The sequence below is a fragment of the Streptomyces sp. NPDC052687 genome, from assembly GCF_040678395.1.
Lineage (GTDB): Bacteria > Actinomycetota > Actinomycetes > Streptomycetales > Streptomycetaceae > Streptomyces.
In genome coordinates, this window is sequence record NZ_JBFATR010000008.1 from 1 (window position 1) to 19,254 (window position 19,254).

Consider the following 19,254-nt stretch of genomic DNA (forward strand, 5'->3'; position numbering starts at 1 on the left):
CTCACCGCGCCCGATCTCCTCCTCCAGCACCCGCCCGACGATCCGCGCGTACTCCTCGTCGGCGACGTCGAACCCGCCGACGCCGACCCGGAACGGCTGCGCGCCCGGGCCCGCGCGCTGCGCGGCACCGGCCCCGTGCCGTACGACGGCGCCCCCGTACCCGTCGAGCCGGACGCCGCCGAGAGCCCCGCCGAGAGCCCCGCCGAGCGGCTGCGGCACCGGCTGGCCCCGCTCACCCCCATCGCCGCCCGCACGGCCCTCGGCTGCGCCCTCGCCGGATACGGTTCCCTCGCCCTCGGCATCGGCCGCCCCTACTGGGCCCTCGTCACCGCCGCCGCCCTCTACCAGGCGAACCTCGCCCTCACCTGGAGCCGGAGCGTGCAGCGCGTGGTCGGCAACCTCGCCGGTGTCCTCGTCTTCGCCGCCGTCGCCCCGCTCGCCCATCTCGGGCAGGCCGCCCTGGTCCTGTGCTGTCTGGCGTTCAGCTTCGGCGCCGAGGCGCTGATCAGCCGCAACTACTGGCTCGGCAGCGTCTGCGTGACCCCGATGGCGCTGCTCATCACCGAGTTCACCGGCTACCAGGATCCCGGCGAGCTGGTCACCGAGCGGGTCGTGGACACCCTCGTCGGCGCGCTGCTCGGCCTGGCCGCCGCCGTCGCGGTCACCGACCGCCGCGCCGGCCCCCGCCTGGAGCACGCGCTCGCCGCGGCCGAACGCGCCCGCGAGCGCGCCGCCCGCCTCCTCGCCGAACCGCACCCGGCCCCCGGCGCCCTGGAAGCGGCCCGCCAGTCCCTCGCCGCCGCCCTGGCCGAGCTGCGCGCCGCCGCCGACGCCGCGGCCGGCGAGCGGTGCCGGCGCACCCCGCCCGCGGACCGGGTCGACCGCGCCGAGCAGGCCGGACACCGTACGCTCGCCGAGACGGTACGCCGCCGCGGCCTCATCCTGGACGGACCAGCGGACACCCCGGCGACGGACGCCGTCCGCACCGCACCGGACCGCGGCACCCACGCCCGGCCGGACCAGGACGAGACCACGGAGGAACCACGGCCATGACGGCGACGAACGGGCGGCCGGACACGGAAGAGAGCCGCGAGGCCGCACGAGCCGACACCGTGGCCGCCGTCGTACGGCAGTGGCGCGCCGTCCACCCGGACCTCGACACCGCGCCCATGGAGATCATCGGCCGGGTCAACCGCTGCGCCGCCCTCCTCCAGCAGGCCGAGGACGCCCCGCTGCGCCGGGCCGGGCTCAGCCGGCCCGAGTTCGACCTGCTCGGCGCGCTGCGCCGCACCGGCCACGAGCTGACGCCCGGCGAGCTGGCCCGGGAGACCTTCTCCTCGGGCGCCGCCGTCACGAAACGGCTCAAGCAGCTCACCGAGCGCGGCCTGGTCGAGCGGCGCGGCGACACCCGTGACCGCCGGGTGGCCCACGTCCGCCTCACGGACGCCGGACGCGAACTGGTCGACGCCATCCTGCCCGACCAACTGGCCTACGAGAGCGCCGTCCTGTCCGGCGTGGGCAGCGCCGAACAGGGCGAACTCGCGGCCCTGCTCGGCGCGCTCCTCACTCAGCTGGAGGGACGCCTGGGCGGGGTGCGGCGCACCTGAGCCCCGCGGGGTCAGAGGACGTCGTGGACGCTGCGCCGGTACGTGGAGCGCCGCTCGTCGATCCGCTCCCACCGGTCCCCGTAGACGGTCCGGGTCACCCCGGGCTCCCGCAGGAAGTCGTGCGGGAAGCCCAGCGGTACGGCGCTCACCTCGTCGAGCCGGGCCACGGCGTCGGCGTCGAGCCGGACCTCGACCGCGCCCAGGTTGTCGGCGAGCTGGCTCTCGCTGGTCGCCGCCACGATCGGCACCACGTTCCCGGGCCGGCCCAGCAGCCAGGCCAGCGCCACCTGTGCCGGGGACCAGCCGCCCTGCTCGGCGATCTCCACGACGGTGCGGACGACGGCCTCCTCGCGCGCGTCGGCCGTGCCGCCGGACGTGCCGAGCCGGCCCGCCTCGCCGCGCAGGTACTTGCCGGTCAGCTTCCCGGCCGCCAGCGGCGCCCAGGCCAGGACCGCCTGGTCGAACGCCCGCGCCTGCGGCAGCAGTTCCCGCTCCGGGGTGCGCTCCAGCAGGTTGTAGCGCAGCTGGGAACCCGCGAACGCCGTCCAGCCGCGCAGCTCGACCAGGGTGCAGGCCTGCGCGATCTCCCACGCCGCCCAGTCGGAGACGCCGACGTAGAGCACCTTCCCGGCGCGCACCAGGTCGTCGAGGGAGCGCATCACCTCCTCGACGGGGGTGAAGTGGTCACGGGCGTGCACCCCAGCACGTCCAGCCGGTCGGTGCGCAGCCGCTCCAGGCTGTCTTCCACCGACCGCACGAGGTTCTTGCGGTGGTTGCCGGCGGCGTTGACATCGCCGTCCCGGGTGCCGCACGTGTACTTGCTGGCCAGGACGAACTCGTCGCGCCGCCCCTCCAGCAGCCGGCCCAGGAGCCGCTCCGAGGCGCCCTTGCCGTAGATGTCGGCGGTGTCGACGAAGTTGCCGCCGGCCTCCGCGTAGGCGTCGAGGAGCCGTGCGCTGGTGTCCTCGTCGGAGCCGTGGTCCAGGCCGTCGCCCATGACCATCGCGCCGAGGCTCAGCTCGCTCACCCGCAGCCCGGTCCTGCCGAACAGTGTGTACCGCACGTCGCTTTCCCCTTCGAGCAGTTCGTGCGGTCGACGCCAGGAGATGGAGCGCACTCCAGCGCAAGCCCGCGCGGGCTCAGTCGTGGTCGCCGGCCCGGTACACGCCGAACACGGCGGCCTGCGGATCGCGCAGCACGGCGATGCGCGGGCCCTCGGGCACCGACGTGGGCGCCATGAGCACCGTGCCGCCCGCGCCGGCCGCCGTGGCGGCGCAGGCGTCGACGTCGGCGACCGCGAAGTACGGCAGCCAGTGCGGCGGCACCTCGTGCGGGAACTTGTCGTCCATGGTGATCATGCCGCCGAAGTCGGCGCCGCCGACGCCCCACTGCGGATAGTGCTCCGAGGGGCGCACCGTCCAGCCGAAGACCGTGGTGTAGAAGCGCTCCGCGCGGGCCGGGTCGCGGGTCAGCAGCTCCACCCAGCCGAGCGAGCCGGGCGCGTTGAACACCCCGGCGCCGGGGAACTCGCGCGCCTGCCACAGCTGGAAGGCCGCGCCGCCCGGATCGAGCGCCACCACGAAACGGCCCAGGTCGAACACGTCCATGGGCCCGAGCAGTACCCGTCCGCCCGCCTCCTCGACCAGCCGGGCGGTGGCGTCCGCGTCGGCCACGGCGAACGACACGTTCCACGCCACCGGCTGCGGCTCCTGGTAGAGCGGGGCCAGCGCCGCGACCGCCGCGTCCCCGAGGTGCGCGAGGGTGTAGCCGCCCGCCTCCTGCCGCGGATCGGTCGCGCACCGCCACCCGAACAGCCGCGCGTAGAACCGCTGCGCCGCCTCCAGGTCACTGGTGGCCAGCTCCGCCCAGCAGGGCCCGCCGGTCACCGGCGCGTCGAGCTTCATGGCGTCCCTTTCCGCAGCCGGCCGGGGTGCGGGGACGCCGGGGCGCCCCCTGCCAGCACGCTAGCCCCGGCCCTGCCCGACGGCCATCCGAGCCGGGACTCAGCCGCTCAGTCTGCCGCTGACCTCGCCCGCCGACCGCCGAACGTCCGTGCGACGCCTCTTCGGACCCCCGATCCCCTAGATCCCCGGCCGGTACCGCAGCGGATGATCCGCCGGCACCTCCACCAGCACGATCTGCGTTCCGTCCGGATCGGCGATCCACATCTCGATCAGACCCCACGGCTCCCGCACCGGCGGCCGGACGATCTCCACCCCCCGGCCGCGCAGCTCGTCGTGCGCCGCCTGCGCGTCGGCCACCTGGAGCCAGAGGCGTACGGCGGGGGAGGGCGGGGTGTCGGAGCGTCCGGAGAGCTCCAGGAAGCCACCGCCGAGGAAGTAGACGGTGCCCCGCTCGGGACCGGTGCCGAACTCCCGGTAGACGGCGAGGCCCAGCCGCTCGCCGTAGAAGGTCCGGGAGCGCTCGGGGTCCGCGGGGCGCAGCAGGATCCGGCTGCCCAGTACATGCACCATGCACCGGAGCCTAGCGCCGGGGTTACGCTCGTCCCTGCCCGAGCCGCGCCGAGAACGGAGACGTACCGCATGGACACCGCCACCACCGGACTGACCTTCCGCGACGCCACGGAGGCCGACGTCGACACGCTGGTGGCGCTGATCGAGTCGGCGTACCGCGGCGACGCCAGCCGGGCCGGGTGGACCACCGAGGCGGACATCCTCGAAGGACAGCGGACCGACCCCGAGGGCGTGCTGGAGGTCGTCACGTCGCCGGACAGCCGGCTGCTGACGGTCGAGCGGGACGGCACCGTCGTGGCCTGCTGCCAGCTCGAACACCGCGGCGAGTACGCCTACTTCGGCATGTTCGCGGTCAGCCCGACGCTCCAGGGCGCCGGACTGGGCAAGGCGGTCATCGCGGAGGCGGAGCGCCAAGCGCGCGAGACCTGGGGCGCGCGGGAGATGCACATGACGGTGATCTCCGTGCGCGAGGACCTGATCGCCTACGAGCGGCGCGGCTACCGCCGTACGGGTGAGCTGTCCCCCTTCCCGTACGGCGACGAGCGCTTCGGCCTCCCGCTCCGTCCCGACCTGCAGTTCGAGCTGCTGGTCAAGCCGCTGGACTGAGGCTCACGCGGTGAAGCGGCCGGTGCGCTTGATGTCCGGGTAGTCGGTGGTCGCGCCGTCCAGTTCCAGCGCCCGCACCAGCCGCAGATGCTTCTGCGAGTTCACCACCCAGGCGATGATCCGCAGGTCGGCCGCGCGGGCGTGCTCGACGACCTCCAGGGTGAGGCGGCGGATGTCGAGACAGACCGTCGCGGCACCGGCCTGCGCCGCGCGTTCCACGATGTCGGTGCCGTAGCGGCTGGCGATCAGCGCGGTGCGCACGCCGGGCAGCAGCCGGGCCGTCTCGGCGATGGCGTCGTCGTGGAACGACGACACCTCGACGCGGCCGGTGAGCCCCCGCTGCCGGATCACCTCCGCCAGCGCCCGCGCCGCCGCCACGTCCTTGATCTCCGCCTGGAGCGGGGTGCTCACCGCGTCCAGGACCTCCTCGAAGACCGGGATCCGCTCGCCGTCGCCCGCGTCCAGGGCGCGCAGCTCCGCCAGCGTCTTCTCCGCGATGGGGCCGCTGCCGTCGGTCGTGCGGTCGACCTCGGCGTCGTGCATGACGACGAGGGCGCCGTCCTTGCTCAGATGAAGATCGAGTTCGATGACGTCGAGGCCGGCCTGTTCGGCGGCGACGAAGGAACGCAGGGTGTTCTCGGGCTCGACACCCATGACTCCGCGATGACCGATGGTGAGGAAGTTCAAGGTTCGCTCGCTTCCGTCGACGGACACGTCCGTCAGCCTAGTGGGCCCGTCGCGGAAGGGAACCGGCCGCGCACACATCGTGCCGGAGCGCAGCCGGCTTTCGGCGGCCGGTCCGCAAGGTGTCCGCCAGGACTCCCCGTCCGACCAGTCGAAGGACCGCAGCCCGTCCGGCGCCTCGGTGCCGGGCGCGGGCCGGCGCCGGCGCACCAGCCAGACGACTGCTGCGAGGCCCCACCCGGCCAGGAGCATCACGACGAGCGTGCCGAGCACCAGCGCGGCCGCGCCGAGCAGTCCGAAGTGCGTCAGCATCCAGGGGATCTGCTCCTCACCGCAGCCGCACGCCTGACCGGGAATCGTCATACGGGCAGCCTGCCCGTGCGTCCCCGGCCGCCCGCGCGGTGTCGTGCGAACGTGGCGCGGCGGTGACGGTTCCGCGACGCGTGTCACGACCCACCGTGAGAGACAGGAAAAAGTTCGGTGATGATGGGGCTGCGCAGGATAATTTCCCGCTCCTCCTCTTGCTGGGAGAAACCGCATATGCATACGGTGTCTTTACGCAAGGTTCTCCAGCGGAGGATGGGACATGACGGAAGTTCTTGTGCAGGTGGGTACGGAGGGCCAGGTTCCTTCGGCGGACAGGGTCGTGGAGCACCCTGCGTGGCCCCGGCTCAAGGATGCCGTGGAGCGGATCCGGCCATGGCAGTCCAAGGACGGATCGATCGACTTCGAGGCCGAGGGCGCCCCGCGCCGCGAGGACGCCGAGGCCGCCGTACGCGAGGTCACCGAGGCCGTCGAGGCGCTCTCCCCGCTGCTCCCGCACGACGCCGCCTACCACGCGGCCCTGGTGAAGGACCTGCGCCGCTGGGCGGACGAGGGCTTCCAGGTCCCGGACTTCCTGGACTCGCTGCTGGCCTTCCAGCCCGCCGCCGACCGGCAGGACGGCCTCCAGCACCTGGTCGTCTTCCCGATGTACACGCAGAACGGCAACCCGGACCGCAACCTCGAAGCGGTCGTGCTGCGCATGGTCTGGCCCGACTGGCTGGCCGAGCTGGAGCGCACCCGCTACGACAACCCGCTGTTCTGCGGCATCAAGTTCGAGGACTTCACGGCCGGCTACGACACCAACTCCGCCGTCCTCTTCCCCGAGACCATCGCCGTGCGCGAGGCGCCCGAGCGCTTCACCTGGGGCGGCATCTTCTGCGACCGCGAGGCGGCCCGCTTCCGCCGGGTCACCGCCGCCGCCGTCGACGTCCTCGGCCTGGAGCTGCCCGAGGACATCGCCGCCATGGTCCACGACCAGAAGCGCTGCGAAGAGGCCTTCGTGCTGTGGGACATGGTCCACGACCGCACCCACAGCCACGGCGACCTGCCGTTCGACCCCTTCATGATCAAGCAGCGCCAGCCGTTCTGGATGTACGGCCTGGAGGAGCTGCGCTGCGACCTCACCGCCTTCAAGGAGGCCGTGAAGCTGGAGGCCGAGGGCGTCCCGCAGGCCCGTGACGTGCAGTACGCCGTGCTGTTCGACCGGATGTTCCGCTTCCCGGTCACCGGCGACCGCAACCGCAACTACGACGGCCTCGGCGGCCAGCTGCTCTTCGCCTACCTGCACCGGCACGACGTGGTGCGCTGGACCGACAACAAGCTGTCCATCGACTGGAAGCGTGCGCCCGAGGTCACCAACCAGCTCTGCGCCGAGATCGAGAAGCTCTACCGCGACGGCATCGACCGCCCGAAGCTCGTCCACTGGCTCGCCGGCTACGAACTGGTCGCCACCTACCTGGCCCCGCACCCCGGCTCCACGTGGGCCAAGGGCCCGGACGCCCTGGACCTGACCCAGCCGCCGCGCAAGCTCGTCGATGACGTGCTTCCGGACGAGTTTCCGCTGAGCATGTTCTATGAGGCACTGTCCAAGAAGCTGAAGAACGTGATCGCCTCCACCAAGGGCATCACGGCGGACAGCGCCGAGCGGATCGCCGCGTGAGCGACCGCCGTACCGAGAACACTGCTCAGCAGGAGGCGAAGAACATGGGGAACGGGGCTCTCAGCGGTGCGGTGATCGCGGTCGCCGGCGCGGGCGGACCCGCCGGGCGGGCGGCGCTGCTGCGGCTCGCCGAGGCCGGCGCCACGGTCGTCGGCGCCGACAACGAGCCGGAGCGGCTGGCCGAGGCCGTGGACGCGGCGCGCTACGCCTCCGGCGGCGCCACCGTCACCGGCGAGACGGTCGACCTGCTCAACCTGGAGGCCACCCGCGACTGGGCCACCCGCACCGAGAAGGAGTTCGGCCGCGTCGACGGCCTGGTCCACCTCGTCGGCGGCTGGCGCGGCAGCGAGACCTTCACCAAGACCAACCTGGACGACTGGGACCTGCTGGAGCTGCTGCTCATCCGCACCGTGCAGCACACCTCCCTCGCCTTCCACGAGGCCATCCAGCGCAGCGACCGCGGCCGGTACGTGCTGATCAGCGCGGCCGGCGCCACCAATCCCACCGCGGGCAACGCCTCGTACGCCGCCGCCAAGGCCGCCGCCGAGGCGTGGACGCTGGCCCTGGCCGACTACTTCCGCAAGGCCGGGGGCGAGCAGGGTCCGACCTCGGCGGCTGCCATCCTGGTGGTGAAGGCGTTGGTGCACGACGCGATGCGCGCCGAGCGGCCCAACGCGAAGTTCGCGGGCTTCACGGACGTCAAGGACCTCGCCGAGGCGATCGTCGGCGTCTGGGACAAGCCCGCCGCGGAAGTGAACGGAAACCGTCTGTGGCTGACCGAGAAGCCGTGAACCCCCCGAAGACCGACGCGCGTCGCCATCACGACCCGGAGGTCCGCGGTTTCGCCAGTGACAACTACGCCGGCGCCCACCCGGAGGTGCTCGCCGCCCTGGCCCTGGCCAACGGCGGACACCAGGTCGCGTACGGCGAGGACGCCTACACCGACAACCTCCAGCGGATCATCCGCAGCCACTTCGGCGCGAGCGCCGAGGCGTTCCCGGTCTTCAACGGCACCGGCGCCAACGTCGTCGCGCTCCAGGCGGTCACCGACCGCTGGGGCGCGGTGATCTGCGCCGAGAGCGCCCACATCAACGTCGACGAGGGCGGCGCCCCGGAGCGCATGGGCGGCCTGAAGCTGCTCACCGTGCCGACCCCCGACGGCAAGCTCACCCCCGAGCTGATCGAACGGCAGGCCTGGGGCTGGGACGACGAGCACCGCGCGATGCCGCAGGTCGTGTCGATCACCCAGAGCACCGAGCTGGGCACCCTCTACACGCCGGGCGAGATCCGCGCGATCTGCGAGCACGCCCACGCGCACGGCATGAAGGTGCACCTGGACGGCTCCCGGATAGCCAACGCCGCGGCCTCGCTGGACGTGCCGATGCGCACGTTCACCAACGCGGTCGGCGTGGACATCCTCTCGCTGGGCGGGACGAAGAACGGCGCGCTGTTCGGCGAGGCGGTCGTCGTCCTCAACCCGGACGCCGTCCGCAAGATGAAGCATCTGCGCAAGATGTCCATGCAGCTCGCCTCGAAGATGCGCTTCGTGTCGGTGCAGCTGGAGGCGCTGCTCGCCAAGGACCTGTGGCTGCGCAACGCCCGTCACGCCAACGAGATGGCCCAGCGCCTCGCCGAGGGCGTCCGCGCGGTGCACGGCGTGGAGATCCTGTACCCGGTGCAGGCCAACGGCGTCTTCGCCAGGCTCCCGCACGAGGTGAGCGAGCGGCTGCAGAAGAAGTTCCGCTTCTACTTCTGGGACGAGGCGGCCGGCGTCGTGCGCTGGATGTGCGCGTTCGACACGACCGAGGAGGACGTGGACGCGTTCGTCGCGGCCCTCAAGGAGGAGATGGCCCGCTGACGGGCCAGGACATGAGGGAGCGGCCGTCCCACGGGGCGGCCGCTCTTCGTCGTATCCGCTGCTGACCGGATGTGGACACAGGCACGCGCTCTGCATATATATACGGCTGCCGGTAAATCCATTGACCTGTGATCGTCTCGGGCCCTAGGCTTCACGAGCATGCAGCTGATCCAGCAAACCGCCGACCTGTCCGCCTACTTGGCCGCCGACGAGGTCATCGATCACGATCATCCGCTGGTGCGGGAAACCGCCGACCGCCTGGCTCGGGAGGTGGCCGACTCGTATGAATATGCGCGCGCGGCCTTCGAGTTCGTCCGCGACACCATTGCCCACTCGCAGGACTTTGGCGACCCGCGCGTCACCTGGCGGGCCTCCGACGTGCTGGAGCAGGGGACCGGCATCTGCTACGCCAAGGCGCACGCACTCGCCGCGCTGCTGCGCGCGGAGGACATCCCGACGGCGCTGTGCTACCAGAAGTTCGACGTGGTGCACGGCCTGGTCGCCGTCCGCTTCCGCGGCGCCTGGCACCGGCAGGATCCCCGGGGCAACAAACCCGGCGTGGACGCCCGGTTCTCACTCGACGGTGAACGGCTGGCCTTCGTCACCGATCCGGACTCCGGTGAGCTGGACCACCCCGTGCTGTACGCCGCGCCTCACCCGGCCGTCCTGGCCGCCCTGCGGGCCGCCGACGACCGGGCGCATCTGATGCGGACACTTCCCACGGCGCTCTGAGCCCCGGCACCCGGACACTCCGGTCAGTGCGCCTCGACCGCCCGCAGCTCGTCCGCCGTCGGGGCGGTGCCACCGAGATGGGCGGGGAGCCACCACGGGTCGTCGGTGTCCTTCGGACGGACCGGGTAGGCGCGCTGCGCGGCCTCCAGCAGCTCCTGCACGCGCTCGCGCAGCTGCCGGGTGAGGGCGCCGGCGTACTTGTCGCGGGACGCCTCGATCGCCTCGCCCACGCGGATGGTGATCGGGGTGTGGCTGCGCTTGAAGTTGCGCGGGTGGCCCTTGGTCCACAGCCGCTGGGTGCCCCACACCGCCATCGGGATGAGCGGCACGCCCGCCTCCTGCGCCAGGCGCGCGGCACCCGACTTGAAGCTCTTCAGCGTGAACGACTCCGAGATGGTCGCCTCCGGGAAGACCCCGACGACCTCGCCGGACCGCAGCGATTCGAGGGCGTGCGCGTACGCCGCCTCACCCTGCTTGCGGTCCACGGGGATGTGCTTCATCCCGCGCATCAGCGGCCCGGACACCTTGTGCCGGAAGACCGACTCCTTGGCCATGAAACGGACGAGCCGCTTCTGCGGCAGCGCCGCCAGCCCGTTGAAGACGAAGTCCAGGTAGCTGATGTGATTGCTGACCAGCACGGCACCGCCCGAGCGCGGGATGTTCTCCGAGCCCTTGCAGTCGATCTTGAGGTCCCACACCTTGAACATCGTGCGGGCGAGACCGATGACGGGACGGTAGACGAGCTCTGCCATGGACGAAGTGGACCCTTCCTTCTCTCCTGGGAAGGGGCTCCCAGTGGAAAGTTACGCAGCCGTAGGTTTACGGCCTGTCGCAGATGGTGCCCCAAGAACGGACGGGTAGCCAGTCCCCGTGCCCGTATGCGGCGAGATCCTCGTCACGTCCCAGCCATGATCACCTCGGGTTTTCCCCCGCTCCTCACTCCGCCTGTACCGTGACGCGCCGCGCGAGCAGGTACACCTCGCAGCCCAGGCAGTACCCGAAGGCGGCGTACCGCGGCGGCTCCGGCGGCGGCTCCGGCGACTCGAACGCGGTCGGCGGCCCGAGCCGCGGGCGTACCGCCCTCCGGAACACCCACCCGTACGGCGATCGCCCCACCCCGCCGGCCGCGCCGAGCGCGAACACCAGCGTCTGCCATGCCGGCAGCCACACGTATCCGGTGATCAGCACACCGCCAGGACGGCGGCCGTCACGGCCGCCCCCCGAACCGCGGCCCCCTCACGTCGATGTCCATGAATCCAGCATTCCGCAACGGGCCGCCCGCACGGGCCGGGAATCTTTGCGGTCTCGTGAACGCTGCAGCACAGTGATGACCGGACTGATGGTGTGCTGTGCGGTGCTCGCGGCGGCCGGCGTCTTCGGAGTGCTGCGACGGCGGCGGAACGGGAGAGTACGGGTGCGCGTGCGGGACGAGGGGCAGCGGCTCGATGCGGCCGAGCTGGGCGCGGAGCTGGGCGAGCGCGCCACGCTGGTGCAGTTCTCCAGCGCCTTCTGCGCCCCCTGCCGGGCCACCCGGCGGATCCTCGGCGAGGTGGCCGGCCTGGTGCCCGGCGTCAGCCATGTCGAGATCGACGCCGAGTCCCGTCTCGGCCTCGTCCGGCGCCTCGGCATCCTCCGCACGCCGACCGTGCTGGTGCTCGACGCCGACGGCCGGATCGTCCGCCGGGCCACCGGGCAGCCCCGCAAGGCCGACGTGATCGCGGCCCTCGGCGAAGCCGTCTGAGGCCGACGTGACCCAGCTCCCAGAAGCCCGGAGAGACTTGACTGTGCATGCCGGCTATCGTCAGCCTGACCCTATGCCTTCGGAACTCCTTCTCCACGGGCGGGCCCACATCGATCTCGCCCGCACCGCGAGCGCACGCTGTCCGGGCTGCTGAGCAGCCACGGACCCGCTCGTCCCCACCCTCAGAAGGCCCCACTCCATGACGGCAACGCCTGATCTGGCCGGCCCGGCTCCGACCGCTCCCGCTACGAGCTCTCCGGCTTCGACCTTTTCCGTTCCGACTTCTGCGGTTCCGGCTTCTTCCGTTCCGGCTTCTTCGGCTCCGAACTCGTCGGCTGCGAACTCCTCCGTGGCGACCACTCCCGCTCGGTCCGCTCCCGGCCGGTCCGCTCCCGGCCGGTCCGCTCCGGCCCAGTCGGCCTCCGGGCTGCCCGCCCCCCGCCCGGGCACGCCGCCGCAGCCCGCCTCTCCCGACCTGCTCCGCGCCGTCTTCCGGCGGCACGCGGCCGGCGTCGCGGTGATCACCGCGCGCGGCGAGTCCGGCCCGGTCGGCTTCACCGCCACCTCCCTCACCTCGGTCTCCGCGGATCCGCCGATGCTCTCCTTCGGCGTCGGCACCGCCGCGTCCAGCTGGCCCGCCATCGCCGGGACCGACCACGTGGGCGTCCACATCCTGGGCGAGCACCAGCAGGAGCTGGCCGCGACCTTCGCCCGCAGCGGCGCCGACCGGTTCGGCGCGCCCACCGCCTGGCGGGAGGGTCCCGAGGGCGTGCCCGTGCTCGACGGCGTACTGGCGTGGCTGGTGTGCCGGGTCCACGCGCGCGTGCCCGCGGGGGACCATCGGATCGTGCTCGCCGAGATCGTCGTCGGCGACCCCGCCGGCGCCGGCCGTCCGCTGCTCTACCACCAGGGCCGGTTCACCGCGCTGCGCGATTGATCACGTCCCGGTCGGCCTGCGAAGGCGTCGAGTTCCGGTTACGCTGCGTTGCGAAGGTCACAGTTCAAAGCGCTTGCTTAGCGGGAACGAACTGGGTGTACTGACGAGTAATATTTCGGCCGGGAGCGCAGGTCGCCCCGGTCGGGAGCGGCCGCTTGGGGCGCCTATGCTGCCTGCAAGAGGCAGCCGAGAAATGACGAGGCAGTAGGAGAGCCGGCGTGAGCTTGAGGATCGTTGTCACCGTGAAGTACGTGCCCGACGCCACTGGCGACCGGCACTTCGCCGATGACCTGACCGTCGACCGTGACGACGTGGACGGTCTGCTCTCCGAACTGGACGAGTACGCGGTCGAGCAGGCGCTCCAGATCGCCGAGAACGCCGACGACGCCGAGGTCACCGTCCTGACGGTCGGCCCCGAGGACGCCAAGGACGCCCTGCGCAAGGCCCTCTCCATGGGTGCCGACAAGGCCATCCACGTCGAGGACGACGACCTGCACGGCACCGACGCCATCGGCACCTCCCTGGTCCTGGCCAAGGCCATCGAGAAGGCCGGCTACGACCTGGTCATCTCCGGCATGGCCTCCACCGACGGCACCATGGGCGTCGTCCCGGCCCTGCTGGCCGAGCGCCTGGGCGTCCCGCAGGTCACCCTGCTCTCCGAGGTCTCCGTCGAGGACGGCGTCGTCAAGGGCCGCCGCGACGGCGACGCCGCCTCCGAGCAGCTCGAGGCCTCCCTGCCGGCCGTCGTGTCCGTCACCGACCAGTCGGGCGAGGCGCGTTACCCGTCCTTCAAGGGCATCATGGCCGCCAAGAAGAAGCCGGTGGAGTCCTGGGACCTGTCCGACCTGGACATCGAGGCCGACGAGGTCGGTCTCGAGGGCGCCTACACCACCGTCGACTCCGCGGCCGAGCGCCCGGCCCGCACGGCCGGCACGATCGTCAAGGACGAGGGCGAGGGCGGCAAGCAGCTCGCTGAGTTCCTCGCGGGCCAGAAGTTCATCTGAGCCCGGCTTCGCTGACCGCCCCTCAACTTCGCAAGCAGGAGAGAAGAAGTCCCATGGCTGAAGTCCTCGTCTACGTCGACCACGTGGACGGTGCCGTCCGCAAGCCCACCCTGGAGCTGCTGACCCTGGCCCGCCGCGTCGGCGAGCCGGTCGCCGTCGCCCTCGGCAACGGCGCCGCCGACACCGCTGCCGCGCTCGCCGAGCACGGCGCGGTGAAGGTCCTGACCCACGACGCCGCCGAGTACGCCGACTACCTGGTCGTGCCGAAGGTGGACGCCCTCCAGGCCGCGGTCGAGGCCGTCCAGCCGGCCGCCGTCCTGGTCCCGTCCTCCGCGGAGGGCAAGGAGATCGCCGCCCGCCTGGCGCTGCGCATCGGCTCCGGCATCATCACCGACGCCGTCGACCTGGAGGCCGGCGACGAGGGCCCGGTGGCCACCCAGTCGGTGTTCGCCGCCGCCTTCACCACCAAGTCCCGTGTCTCCAAGGGCATCCCGGTGATCACGGTCAAGCCGAACTCGGCCGCCGTGGAGGCCGCCCCGGCCGCCGGTGCGGTCGAGGCCCTGGAGGTGACCTTCTCCGAGAAGGCCACCGGCACCAGGATCACCGGCCGCACGCCGCGTGAGTCGACCGGCCGCCCGGAGCTGACCGAGGCCGCGATCGTGGTCTCCGGCGGCCGCGGCGTCAACGGTGCCGAGAACTTCGCGATCATCGAGGCCCTCGCCGACCAGCTCGGCGCGGCCGTCGGCGCCTCGCGCGCCGCGGTGGACGCGGGCTGGTACCCGCACACCAACCAGGTGGGCCAGACCGGCAAGTCCGTCTCCCCGCAGCTGTACATCGCCGCCGGCATCTCCGGCGCGATCCAGCACCGCGCGGGTATGCAGACCTCGAAGACCATCGTGGCCATCAACAAGGACCCCGAGGCCCCGATCTTCGACCTGGTCGACTACGGCGTCGTCGGCGACCTGTTCGAGGTCGTCCCGCAGCTGACCGAGCAGGTCAAGGCCCGCAAGGGCTGATCCCTGCACGGCTGAGCCAGGCCCCCGTGACCGCGACGGTCACGGGGGCCTCGGCGTACGCGGGTGCTCTACTGAGGGTGTTGACCAGCCGCGAGTCCACGGATAGTTTTCGTTCAACGGATTGTTGATTCCGTAGAGTGGAAAACAGGAGGGTGTTGGGATGGGTCAGGGCCAGCAGGAGCAGGTCGCGACGAGCCTCGCGGGCGCCGTCGGCGAGGAGATCAGCGCCTCCCTCGCACCGGTCGACGCCGCACTGGAGCGCCTCTACCCCGGAGACCCCGGCACCCGCCAGCCCGTCCACACCGTCTACGTTCCCGGCGACGCCTTCACCGCCGGCACCGTCCGCTCCTGGGGCGACCAGGCCCTCGCCGCCCTCGACGAGCACGCCCCCGACGCCGCGTCCTTCGCCGCCGCTCTCGGCCTCTCCGACGACCTCGCCGAGCCCGTCTACTCCCGCGTCCGCGCCAAGCTGGAGCGCGAACCCATCGAGGACCTGCGGGTGGACTTCGAGGACGGCTACCAGGGCGAGGACGAGGACCGGGACGCGGCCCGCGCCGCCCGCCTGATCGCCGAGGCGTACGAGAACGGCACCGCCGCCCCGTACATGGGCATCCGCATGAAGTGCATGGAGGCGCCGGTCCGCGACCGCGGCATCCGCACCCTGGACGTCTTCCTCACCGGCCTGATGAACGCGGGCGGCCTGCCCGGCGGACTCGTCCTGACCCTGCCCAAGGTCACCTACCCCGAGCAGGTCACCGCCATGGTCCGGCTCCTGGAGGCCTTCGAGAAGGCGCACGGCCTGGAGCCCGGCCGGATCGGCTTCGAGATCCAGATCGAGACGAGCCAGGCCATCCTCGCCGCCGACGGCACCGCCACCGTCGCCCGGATGATCCAGGCCGCCGAGGGCCGCGCCACCGGCCTGCACTACGGCACCTTCGACTACAGCGCCTGCCTCGGCGTCTCCGCCGCCTACCAGGCCAGCGACCACCCCGCCGCCGACCACGCCAAGGCGATCATGCAGGTCGCCGCCGCGGGCACCGGCGTACGCGTCTCCGACGGCTCCACGAACGTCCTGCCCGTCGGTCCCACCGCGAAGGTCCACGACGCCTGGCGCCTGCACTACGGCCTCACCCGCCGCGCCCTGGCCCGCGCCTACTACCAGGGCTGGGACATGCACCCCGGCCACATCCCTACCCGCTACGCCGCCGTCTTCGCCTTCTACCGCGAGGGCTTCGAACAGGCCGCCGGCCGCCTTGCCCGCTACGCCAACCGCGCCGGCGGCGACGTCATGGACGAGCCCGCCACCGCCAAGGCCCTCAGCGGCTACCTGCTGCGCGGCCTCGACTGCGGCGCCCTGGACATCGCCGAGGTCGCCAGGCTGTCCGGACTGACCCGGGCCGACCTGGAGGGCTTCGCCGCCCCCCGCCGAGGCGACCTGACCCCCTCGGCCGGCTGACGGCCCGTGCCCCGCAGGCCGTCCCCGGACTGCCGTACACCCTGTCCCGCGCCCCCTTCCCGCCCCTCAGCGGCCTCCCTGCGGGGACTGCGGGGCCGCGGGCCCGTGTGGCCCACCGGGCCGGTCGCCGCTGCCCGGCTCGCCGTCCAACCGGCCGCCCGGTCCGGTCCCGGCGTACTGCTCCAGGCCGGACATCGTGACCAGCTTCTCCTCGGCGAACAGCCGGGTGCCCCGGTCGCACAGCCTCCGGTCGGCGCGGGCCCGCGCCGTGAACTCCTCCGGCGAGACGCCGAACAGGGCCCGCAAGCGGGGGAGCGCGGTGAGGAGTGCGGTGAGGAGGACGCGCTGCCGGCCGGGGTGGCGGCGCGGCGCGTCCGTGCCGTCGCGGAGGACGCCGCGGCGGTTCACATAGGCGTACGCGCCGGGCAGGGTACGGCCGTCCGCCGTCTCGATCCGCACCTCGGGCGCCGGCAGCCAGGCCCGCCGGAAGTTGCCGTCCGGCAGCGGCACGCCCTCGCTGGCGTCGACCACCGCGAGCTGCTCGGCGTCCAGCCAGATGACGAACAGCTCCCGCACCACACCGGGCGCCGCGAACGGCGAGGCGGACACATAGCCCATGCGGCTCACGTGCGCCGAGACGCCCACGTCGAGGCCGGTCACCCGGGTCTTCACCAGGGGAACGGGCGAATCGACGCCGGCCTCGTCCATCTTGTGGCGCAGCTGCCCGGGGCAGGCGTTGGAGCCGACCGTGAGGACCGGCACCCGGTCCTCGTACACCAGCCGGTCGAGGGGCAGCAGGCGGTCCCCGGTGAGCAGCCCGGAGTCCTCGGGCCAGGCGCCCGGATAGATCAGCGGGTGGTCGCGCGGCGCGTCGGCGAGGCCGAGCGCGCGCAGGGAGCGGTCACCGGATCCGGTCACGGGAACCTCAGGGGGCCGGGGGCAGCTCACCGGAGCCGCGGGTGATCAGCCGGGTCGGCAGCTCGATCCGCTCCGGCACGGTCAGGGAGCCGTCCAGCTGACGGAACAGCCGCTCGGCGGCGGTCCGGCCGAGCGCCGCCGCGTCCTGCGCGACGACCGTGACGCCGGGCCGGAGCAGGTCAGCCAGCTCGATGTCGTCGAAGCCGACCAGGGCCACCCGGCGGCTGTGCTCGGCCAGCACCCGGATCACCGTCACGGTGACCCGGTTGTTGCCCGTGAAGACCGCGGTGACGGGCGCCGGCCCGGACAGCATGTCCTCGGCCGCGCGGCGCACCCGCGCCGGGTCCGTGGCGCCGAGCGACATCCAGGACTCCTCGACCGCTATCCCCGCGTCCTCCATCGCGGCCCGGTAGCCGCGCAGCCGCTCCGCGGCGGTGTGGATGCGGGGCATGTCGCCGATGAAGCCGATACGGCGGTGCCCGTGCGCGATCAGATGGGCCACGCCGTCGCGGGCGCCGCCGTAGTTGTCGGCCAGCACCACGTCCGCGTCGATCTTCCCGGCCGGGCGGTCCACGAAGACCGTGGCGACGCCCGCCCTGATCTCCGGCTCCAGATACCGGTGGTCGTCCCCGGCGGGGATCACCACCAGCCCGTCCACCCGTCGCGCGCACAGCGCCAGCACCAGTTCCTGCTCGCGCTCCGGGTCCTCCGCGCTGGAGCCGTTGATCAGCAGCGCGCCGTGGGCGCGGGCCACTTCCTCGACCGCGCGGCTCAGCGGGCCGTAGAACGGGTCGGCGAGGTCCTCCAGGACCAGCCCGATGCTCGCCGTACGGCCTTTGCGCAGCACCCGCGCGCTGTCGTTGCGGCGGAAGCCCAGCGCCGCTATGGCCTCCTGGACGCGCTGCTCGGTCTCCGGTGTGACGCCCGGCTCGCCGTTGACGACCCGGGAGACCGTCTTCAGTCCGACTCCGGCGCGCGCCGCGACGTCCTTCATGGTGGGCCGGTTGCCGTAGCGGCTGCCGGAGAGACGGTCGGCTCGGCGGATGGTCTCGGGCACGGTGCGGTGTCCTGTCCTGTGATCCACGGGGGTGCGTAGGTCCGTGGGGTTGTACGAGGATGTGGCGTCGAGCATAGAGCCTGGACAACGTTGTCAGGCGCGGGAGAGACTGTCCACCGCACATTCCGGACCCGCGCCCCACCGCAGGACCGGCCGGCCCATCTCCCCTGGTCGACGGGGAGAACACACCTGGTTGACGGGGAGATCCGACTCTGATGCACACCGACCTCGTGGCCGCGCTCGACATCGGCGGCACCAAGATCGCAGGCGCGCTGGTGGACGGCGGCGGCCGGATCGTGGTGCGGGCGCAGCGCCCGACGCCCGCGCAGGAGGACGGCGACACCGTGATGCGGGCCGTCCGCGACGTCCTCGACGAGCTGGCCGCCGTGCCGCTGTGGAGCCGCGTGGACGCCGTCGGCATCGGCAGCGCCGGGCCGGTGGACGCCTCCGCCGGCACGGTGAGCCCGGTGAACGTGCCCGGCTGGCGCGGCTACCCGCTGGTCGAGCGGGTCCGGGCGGCGACCGGCGGGCTGCCCGTCGAGCTGATCGGCGACGGCGTGGCCATCACCGCCGCCGAACACTGGCAGGGCGCCGCGCGGGGGCACGACAACGCGCTGTGCATGGTGGTGTCCACGGGCGTCGGCGGCGGCCTGGTGCTGAACGGGCGGCTGCACCCCGGCCCGACCGGCAACGCGGGCCACATCGGGCACATCAGCGTCGACCTCGACGGCGATCCCTGCCCGTGCGGCGCGCGCGGCTGTGTGGAGCGCATCGCGAGCGGCCCGAACATCGCCCGGCGCGCCCTGGAGAACGGCTGGCGGCCCGGCCCGGACGGCGACACCTCCGCCGCCGCGGGGGCCGCCGCGGCGCGGGCCGGCGATCCGGTCGCCGTCGCCTCCTTCGAGCGGGCCGCCCGCGCGCTCGCCGCGGGGATCGCCGCGACCGCGACCCTCGTGGAGATCGACATCGCCGTGATCGGCGGCGGCGTGGGCAACGCGGGCGATGTCCTGTTCACCCCCCTGCGCCGGGCGCTGTCCGACTACGCCACCCTCTCCTTCGTCCGGCACCTGGAGATCGCCCCGGCCCGGACGGGCACCGACGCGGGCCTGGTGGGTGCGGCCGCCGCCGTCCTGGCCCACCGCACGGACACGGCCGCGGCGGCTGTCTGAGGGATCGCGGG

At 72.7% G+C, this 19,254-nt stretch carries 19 protein-coding genes and 2 pseudogenes; 13 read left to right on the plus strand and 8 right to left on the minus strand.

Annotated features, from left to right (window positions below; all coding sequences use genetic code 11):
• Both AB0K92_RS10535 and AB0K92_RS10540 read left to right on the plus strand, forming a co-directional pair.
• Positions 1–1,053 (plus strand): FUSC family protein (locus tag AB0K92_RS10535; RefSeq protein WP_365921375.1); only part of this gene is annotated, 1,053 nt, incomplete at its 5' end.
• Positions 1,050–1,607 (plus strand): MarR family transcriptional regulator, encoded by a 558-nt coding sequence (locus AB0K92_RS10540; protein ID WP_365921377.1) that lies wholly within the window; start codon positions 1,050–1,052, stop codon positions 1,605–1,607. The genes AB0K92_RS10535 and AB0K92_RS10540, both read left to right, overlap by 4 nt.
• Before the next feature lie 11 nt (positions 1,608–1,618).
• On the opposite strand, the pseudogene AB0K92_RS10545 reads toward AB0K92_RS10540, so the two are convergent.
• The 3 genes and pseudogenes from AB0K92_RS10545 to AB0K92_RS10555 form a co-directional block, all read right to left on the minus strand.
• Positions 1,619–2,670 (minus strand): annotated as a pseudogene (locus tag AB0K92_RS10545) (aldo/keto reductase).
• 76 nt (positions 2,671–2,746) lie between these two features.
• Positions 2,747–3,511, minus strand: a complete 765-nt coding sequence (locus AB0K92_RS10550) for a VOC family protein (protein WP_365921379.1) — start codon at positions 3,509–3,511, stop codon at positions 2,747–2,749.
• A 177-nt stretch (positions 3,512–3,688) separates the two neighbouring features.
• On the minus strand, positions 3,689–4,081 hold the full coding sequence (locus tag AB0K92_RS10555; protein ID WP_365921381.1) for a VOC family protein: 393 nt from the start codon (positions 4,079–4,081) through the stop codon (positions 3,689–3,691).
• A 69-nt stretch (positions 4,082–4,150) separates the two neighbouring features.
• Here AB0K92_RS10555 and AB0K92_RS10560 point away from each other — a divergent pair, with 69 nt between their 5' ends.
• Entirely contained in the window at positions 4,151–4,687 is a 537-nt protein-coding gene (locus AB0K92_RS10560) for a GNAT family N-acetyltransferase (protein ID WP_365921383.1), read from the plus strand.
• A 3-nt stretch (positions 4,688–4,690) separates the two neighbouring features.
• Here AB0K92_RS10560 and AB0K92_RS10565 read toward each other — a convergent pair whose 3' ends face one another.
• Positions 4,691–5,374: a glycerophosphodiester phosphodiesterase family protein gene (locus AB0K92_RS10565; protein ID WP_365921627.1), complete on the minus strand. Its 684-nt coding sequence runs from the start codon at positions 5,372–5,374 to the stop codon at positions 4,691–4,693.
• A gap of 583 nt (positions 5,375–5,957) precedes the next feature.
• On the opposite strand from AB0K92_RS10565, the gene AB0K92_RS10570 reads away from it, so the two are divergent.
• The 4 genes from AB0K92_RS10570 (at position 5,958) to AB0K92_RS10585 (ending at position 9,945) form a co-directional block, all read left to right on the plus strand.
• Positions 5,958–7,355 carry a DUF6421 family protein gene (locus tag AB0K92_RS10570; protein WP_365921385.1) on the plus strand — a complete coding sequence of 466 codons (1,398 nt, stop codon included), beginning with the start codon at positions 5,958–5,960 and terminating at the stop codon, positions 7,353–7,355.
• 44 nt (positions 7,356–7,399) lie between these two features.
• Positions 7,400–8,146 carry an SDR family NAD(P)-dependent oxidoreductase gene (locus AB0K92_RS10575; RefSeq protein ID WP_365921629.1) on the plus strand — a complete coding sequence of 249 codons (747 nt, stop codon included), beginning with the start codon at positions 7,400–7,402 and terminating at the stop codon, positions 8,144–8,146.
• Entirely contained in the window at positions 8,143–9,213 is a 1,071-nt protein-coding gene (locus tag AB0K92_RS10580; protein ID WP_365921387.1) for a low specificity L-threonine aldolase, read from the plus strand. Before AB0K92_RS10575 ends, AB0K92_RS10580 begins: the two co-directional genes overlap by 4 nt.
• A gap of 159 nt (positions 9,214–9,372) precedes the next feature.
• The gene (locus tag AB0K92_RS10585; RefSeq protein WP_365921389.1) at positions 9,373–9,945 is read left to right on the plus strand and encodes a transglutaminase domain-containing protein; all 573 of its coding nucleotides are present in this window, start codon (positions 9,373–9,375) and stop codon (positions 9,943–9,945) included.
• A 23-nt stretch (positions 9,946–9,968) separates the two neighbouring features.
• Here the strand turns inward: AB0K92_RS10585 and AB0K92_RS10590 are convergent, their stop codons facing one another.
• Both AB0K92_RS10590 and AB0K92_RS10595 read right to left on the minus strand, forming a co-directional pair.
• A complete protein-coding gene (locus AB0K92_RS10590) occupies positions 9,969–10,697 on the minus strand; it encodes a lysophospholipid acyltransferase family protein (protein ID WP_365921391.1) in 729 nt (242 codons plus the stop codon).
• Positions 10,698–10,881: 184 nt separating this feature from the next.
• A pseudogene (locus AB0K92_RS10595) lies at positions 10,882–11,197 on the minus strand (DUF4395 family protein).
• 75 nt (positions 11,198–11,272) lie between these two features.
• Between AB0K92_RS10595 and AB0K92_RS10600 the strand changes: the two are divergent.
• From AB0K92_RS10600 to AB0K92_RS10620, 5 genes are all read left to right on the plus strand, one after another.
• On the plus strand, positions 11,273–11,686 hold the full coding sequence (locus AB0K92_RS10600; RefSeq protein WP_365921393.1) for a thioredoxin family protein: 414 nt from the start codon (positions 11,273–11,275) through the stop codon (positions 11,684–11,686).
• A gap of 427 nt (positions 11,687–12,113) precedes the next feature.
• The gene (locus tag AB0K92_RS10605) at positions 12,114–12,623 is read left to right on the plus strand and encodes a flavin reductase family protein (protein WP_365921631.1); all 510 of its coding nucleotides are present in this window, start codon (positions 12,114–12,116) and stop codon (positions 12,621–12,623) included.
• A 218-nt stretch (positions 12,624–12,841) separates the two neighbouring features.
• Positions 12,842–13,627, plus strand: a complete 786-nt coding sequence (locus AB0K92_RS10610) for an electron transfer flavoprotein subunit beta/FixA family protein (RefSeq protein ID WP_365921395.1) — start codon at positions 12,842–12,844, stop codon at positions 13,625–13,627.
• A gap of 53 nt (positions 13,628–13,680) precedes the next feature.
• On the plus strand, positions 13,681–14,643 hold the full coding sequence (locus AB0K92_RS10615) for an electron transfer flavoprotein subunit alpha/FixB family protein (protein WP_365921397.1): 963 nt from the start codon (positions 13,681–13,683) through the stop codon (positions 14,641–14,643).
• 160 nt (positions 14,644–14,803) lie between these two features.
• Positions 14,804–16,099 carry an aldolase/citrate lyase family protein gene (locus tag AB0K92_RS10620; protein WP_365921399.1) on the plus strand — a complete coding sequence of 432 codons (1,296 nt, stop codon included), beginning with the start codon at positions 14,804–14,806 and terminating at the stop codon, positions 16,097–16,099.
• Positions 16,100–16,165: 66 nt separating this feature from the next.
• Here AB0K92_RS10620 and AB0K92_RS10625 read toward each other — a convergent pair whose 3' ends face one another.
• Entirely contained in the window at positions 16,166–17,017 is an 852-nt protein-coding gene (locus tag AB0K92_RS10625; protein ID WP_365921401.1) for a hypothetical protein, read from the minus strand.
• Between the two features lie 7 nt (positions 17,018–17,024).
• Positions 17,025–18,074, minus strand: coding sequence for a LacI family DNA-binding transcriptional regulator (locus tag AB0K92_RS10630; protein ID WP_365921403.1), 1,050 nt, complete (start codon positions 18,072–18,074; stop codon positions 17,025–17,027).
• Positions 18,075–18,289: 215 nt separating this feature from the next.
• Here AB0K92_RS10630 and AB0K92_RS10635 point away from each other — a divergent pair, with 215 nt between their 5' ends.
• The gene (locus AB0K92_RS10635; protein ID WP_365921405.1) at positions 18,290–19,243 is read left to right on the plus strand and encodes an ROK family protein; all 954 of its coding nucleotides are present in this window, start codon (positions 18,290–18,292) and stop codon (positions 19,241–19,243) included.
• Positions 19,244–19,254 lie beyond the last annotated feature (11 nt).

Bases quoted from the DNA above. Each gene is read 5' to 3' on its own strand.
- AB0K92_RS10540 (WP_365921377.1), top strand. From the start codon at position 1,050: ATGACGGCGACGAACGGGCGGCCGGACACGGAAGAGAGCCGCGAGGCC.
- AB0K92_RS10550 (WP_365921379.1), bottom strand. From the start codon at position 3,511: ATGAAGCTCGACGCGCCGGTGACCGGCGGGCCCTGCTGGGCGGAGCTG.
- AB0K92_RS10555 (WP_365921381.1), bottom strand. From the start codon at position 4,081: ATGGTGCATGTACTGGGCAGCCGGATCCTGCTGCGCCCCGCGGACCCC.
- AB0K92_RS10560 (WP_365921383.1), top strand. From the start codon at position 4,151: ATGGACACCGCCACCACCGGACTGACCTTCCGCGACGCCACGGAGGCC.
- AB0K92_RS10570 (WP_365921385.1), top strand. From the start codon at position 5,958: ATGACGGAAGTTCTTGTGCAGGTGGGTACGGAGGGCCAGGTTCCTTCG.
- AB0K92_RS10575 (WP_365921629.1), top strand. From the start codon at position 7,400: ATGGGGAACGGGGCTCTCAGCGGTGCGGTGATCGCGGTCGCCGGCGCG.
- AB0K92_RS10585 (WP_365921389.1), top strand. From the start codon at position 9,373: ATGCAGCTGATCCAGCAAACCGCCGACCTGTCCGCCTACTTGGCCGCC.
- AB0K92_RS10590 (WP_365921391.1), bottom strand. From the start codon at position 10,697: ATGGCAGAGCTCGTCTACCGTCCCGTCATCGGTCTCGCCCGCACGATG.
- AB0K92_RS10600 (WP_365921393.1), top strand. From the start codon at position 11,273: ATGACCGGACTGATGGTGTGCTGTGCGGTGCTCGCGGCGGCCGGCGTC.
- AB0K92_RS10615 (WP_365921397.1), top strand. From the start codon at position 13,681: ATGGCTGAAGTCCTCGTCTACGTCGACCACGTGGACGGTGCCGTCCGC.
- AB0K92_RS10620 (WP_365921399.1), top strand. From the start codon at position 14,804: ATGGGTCAGGGCCAGCAGGAGCAGGTCGCGACGAGCCTCGCGGGCGCC.
- AB0K92_RS10635 (WP_365921405.1), top strand. From the start codon at position 18,290: ATGCACACCGACCTCGTGGCCGCGCTCGACATCGGCGGCACCAAGATC.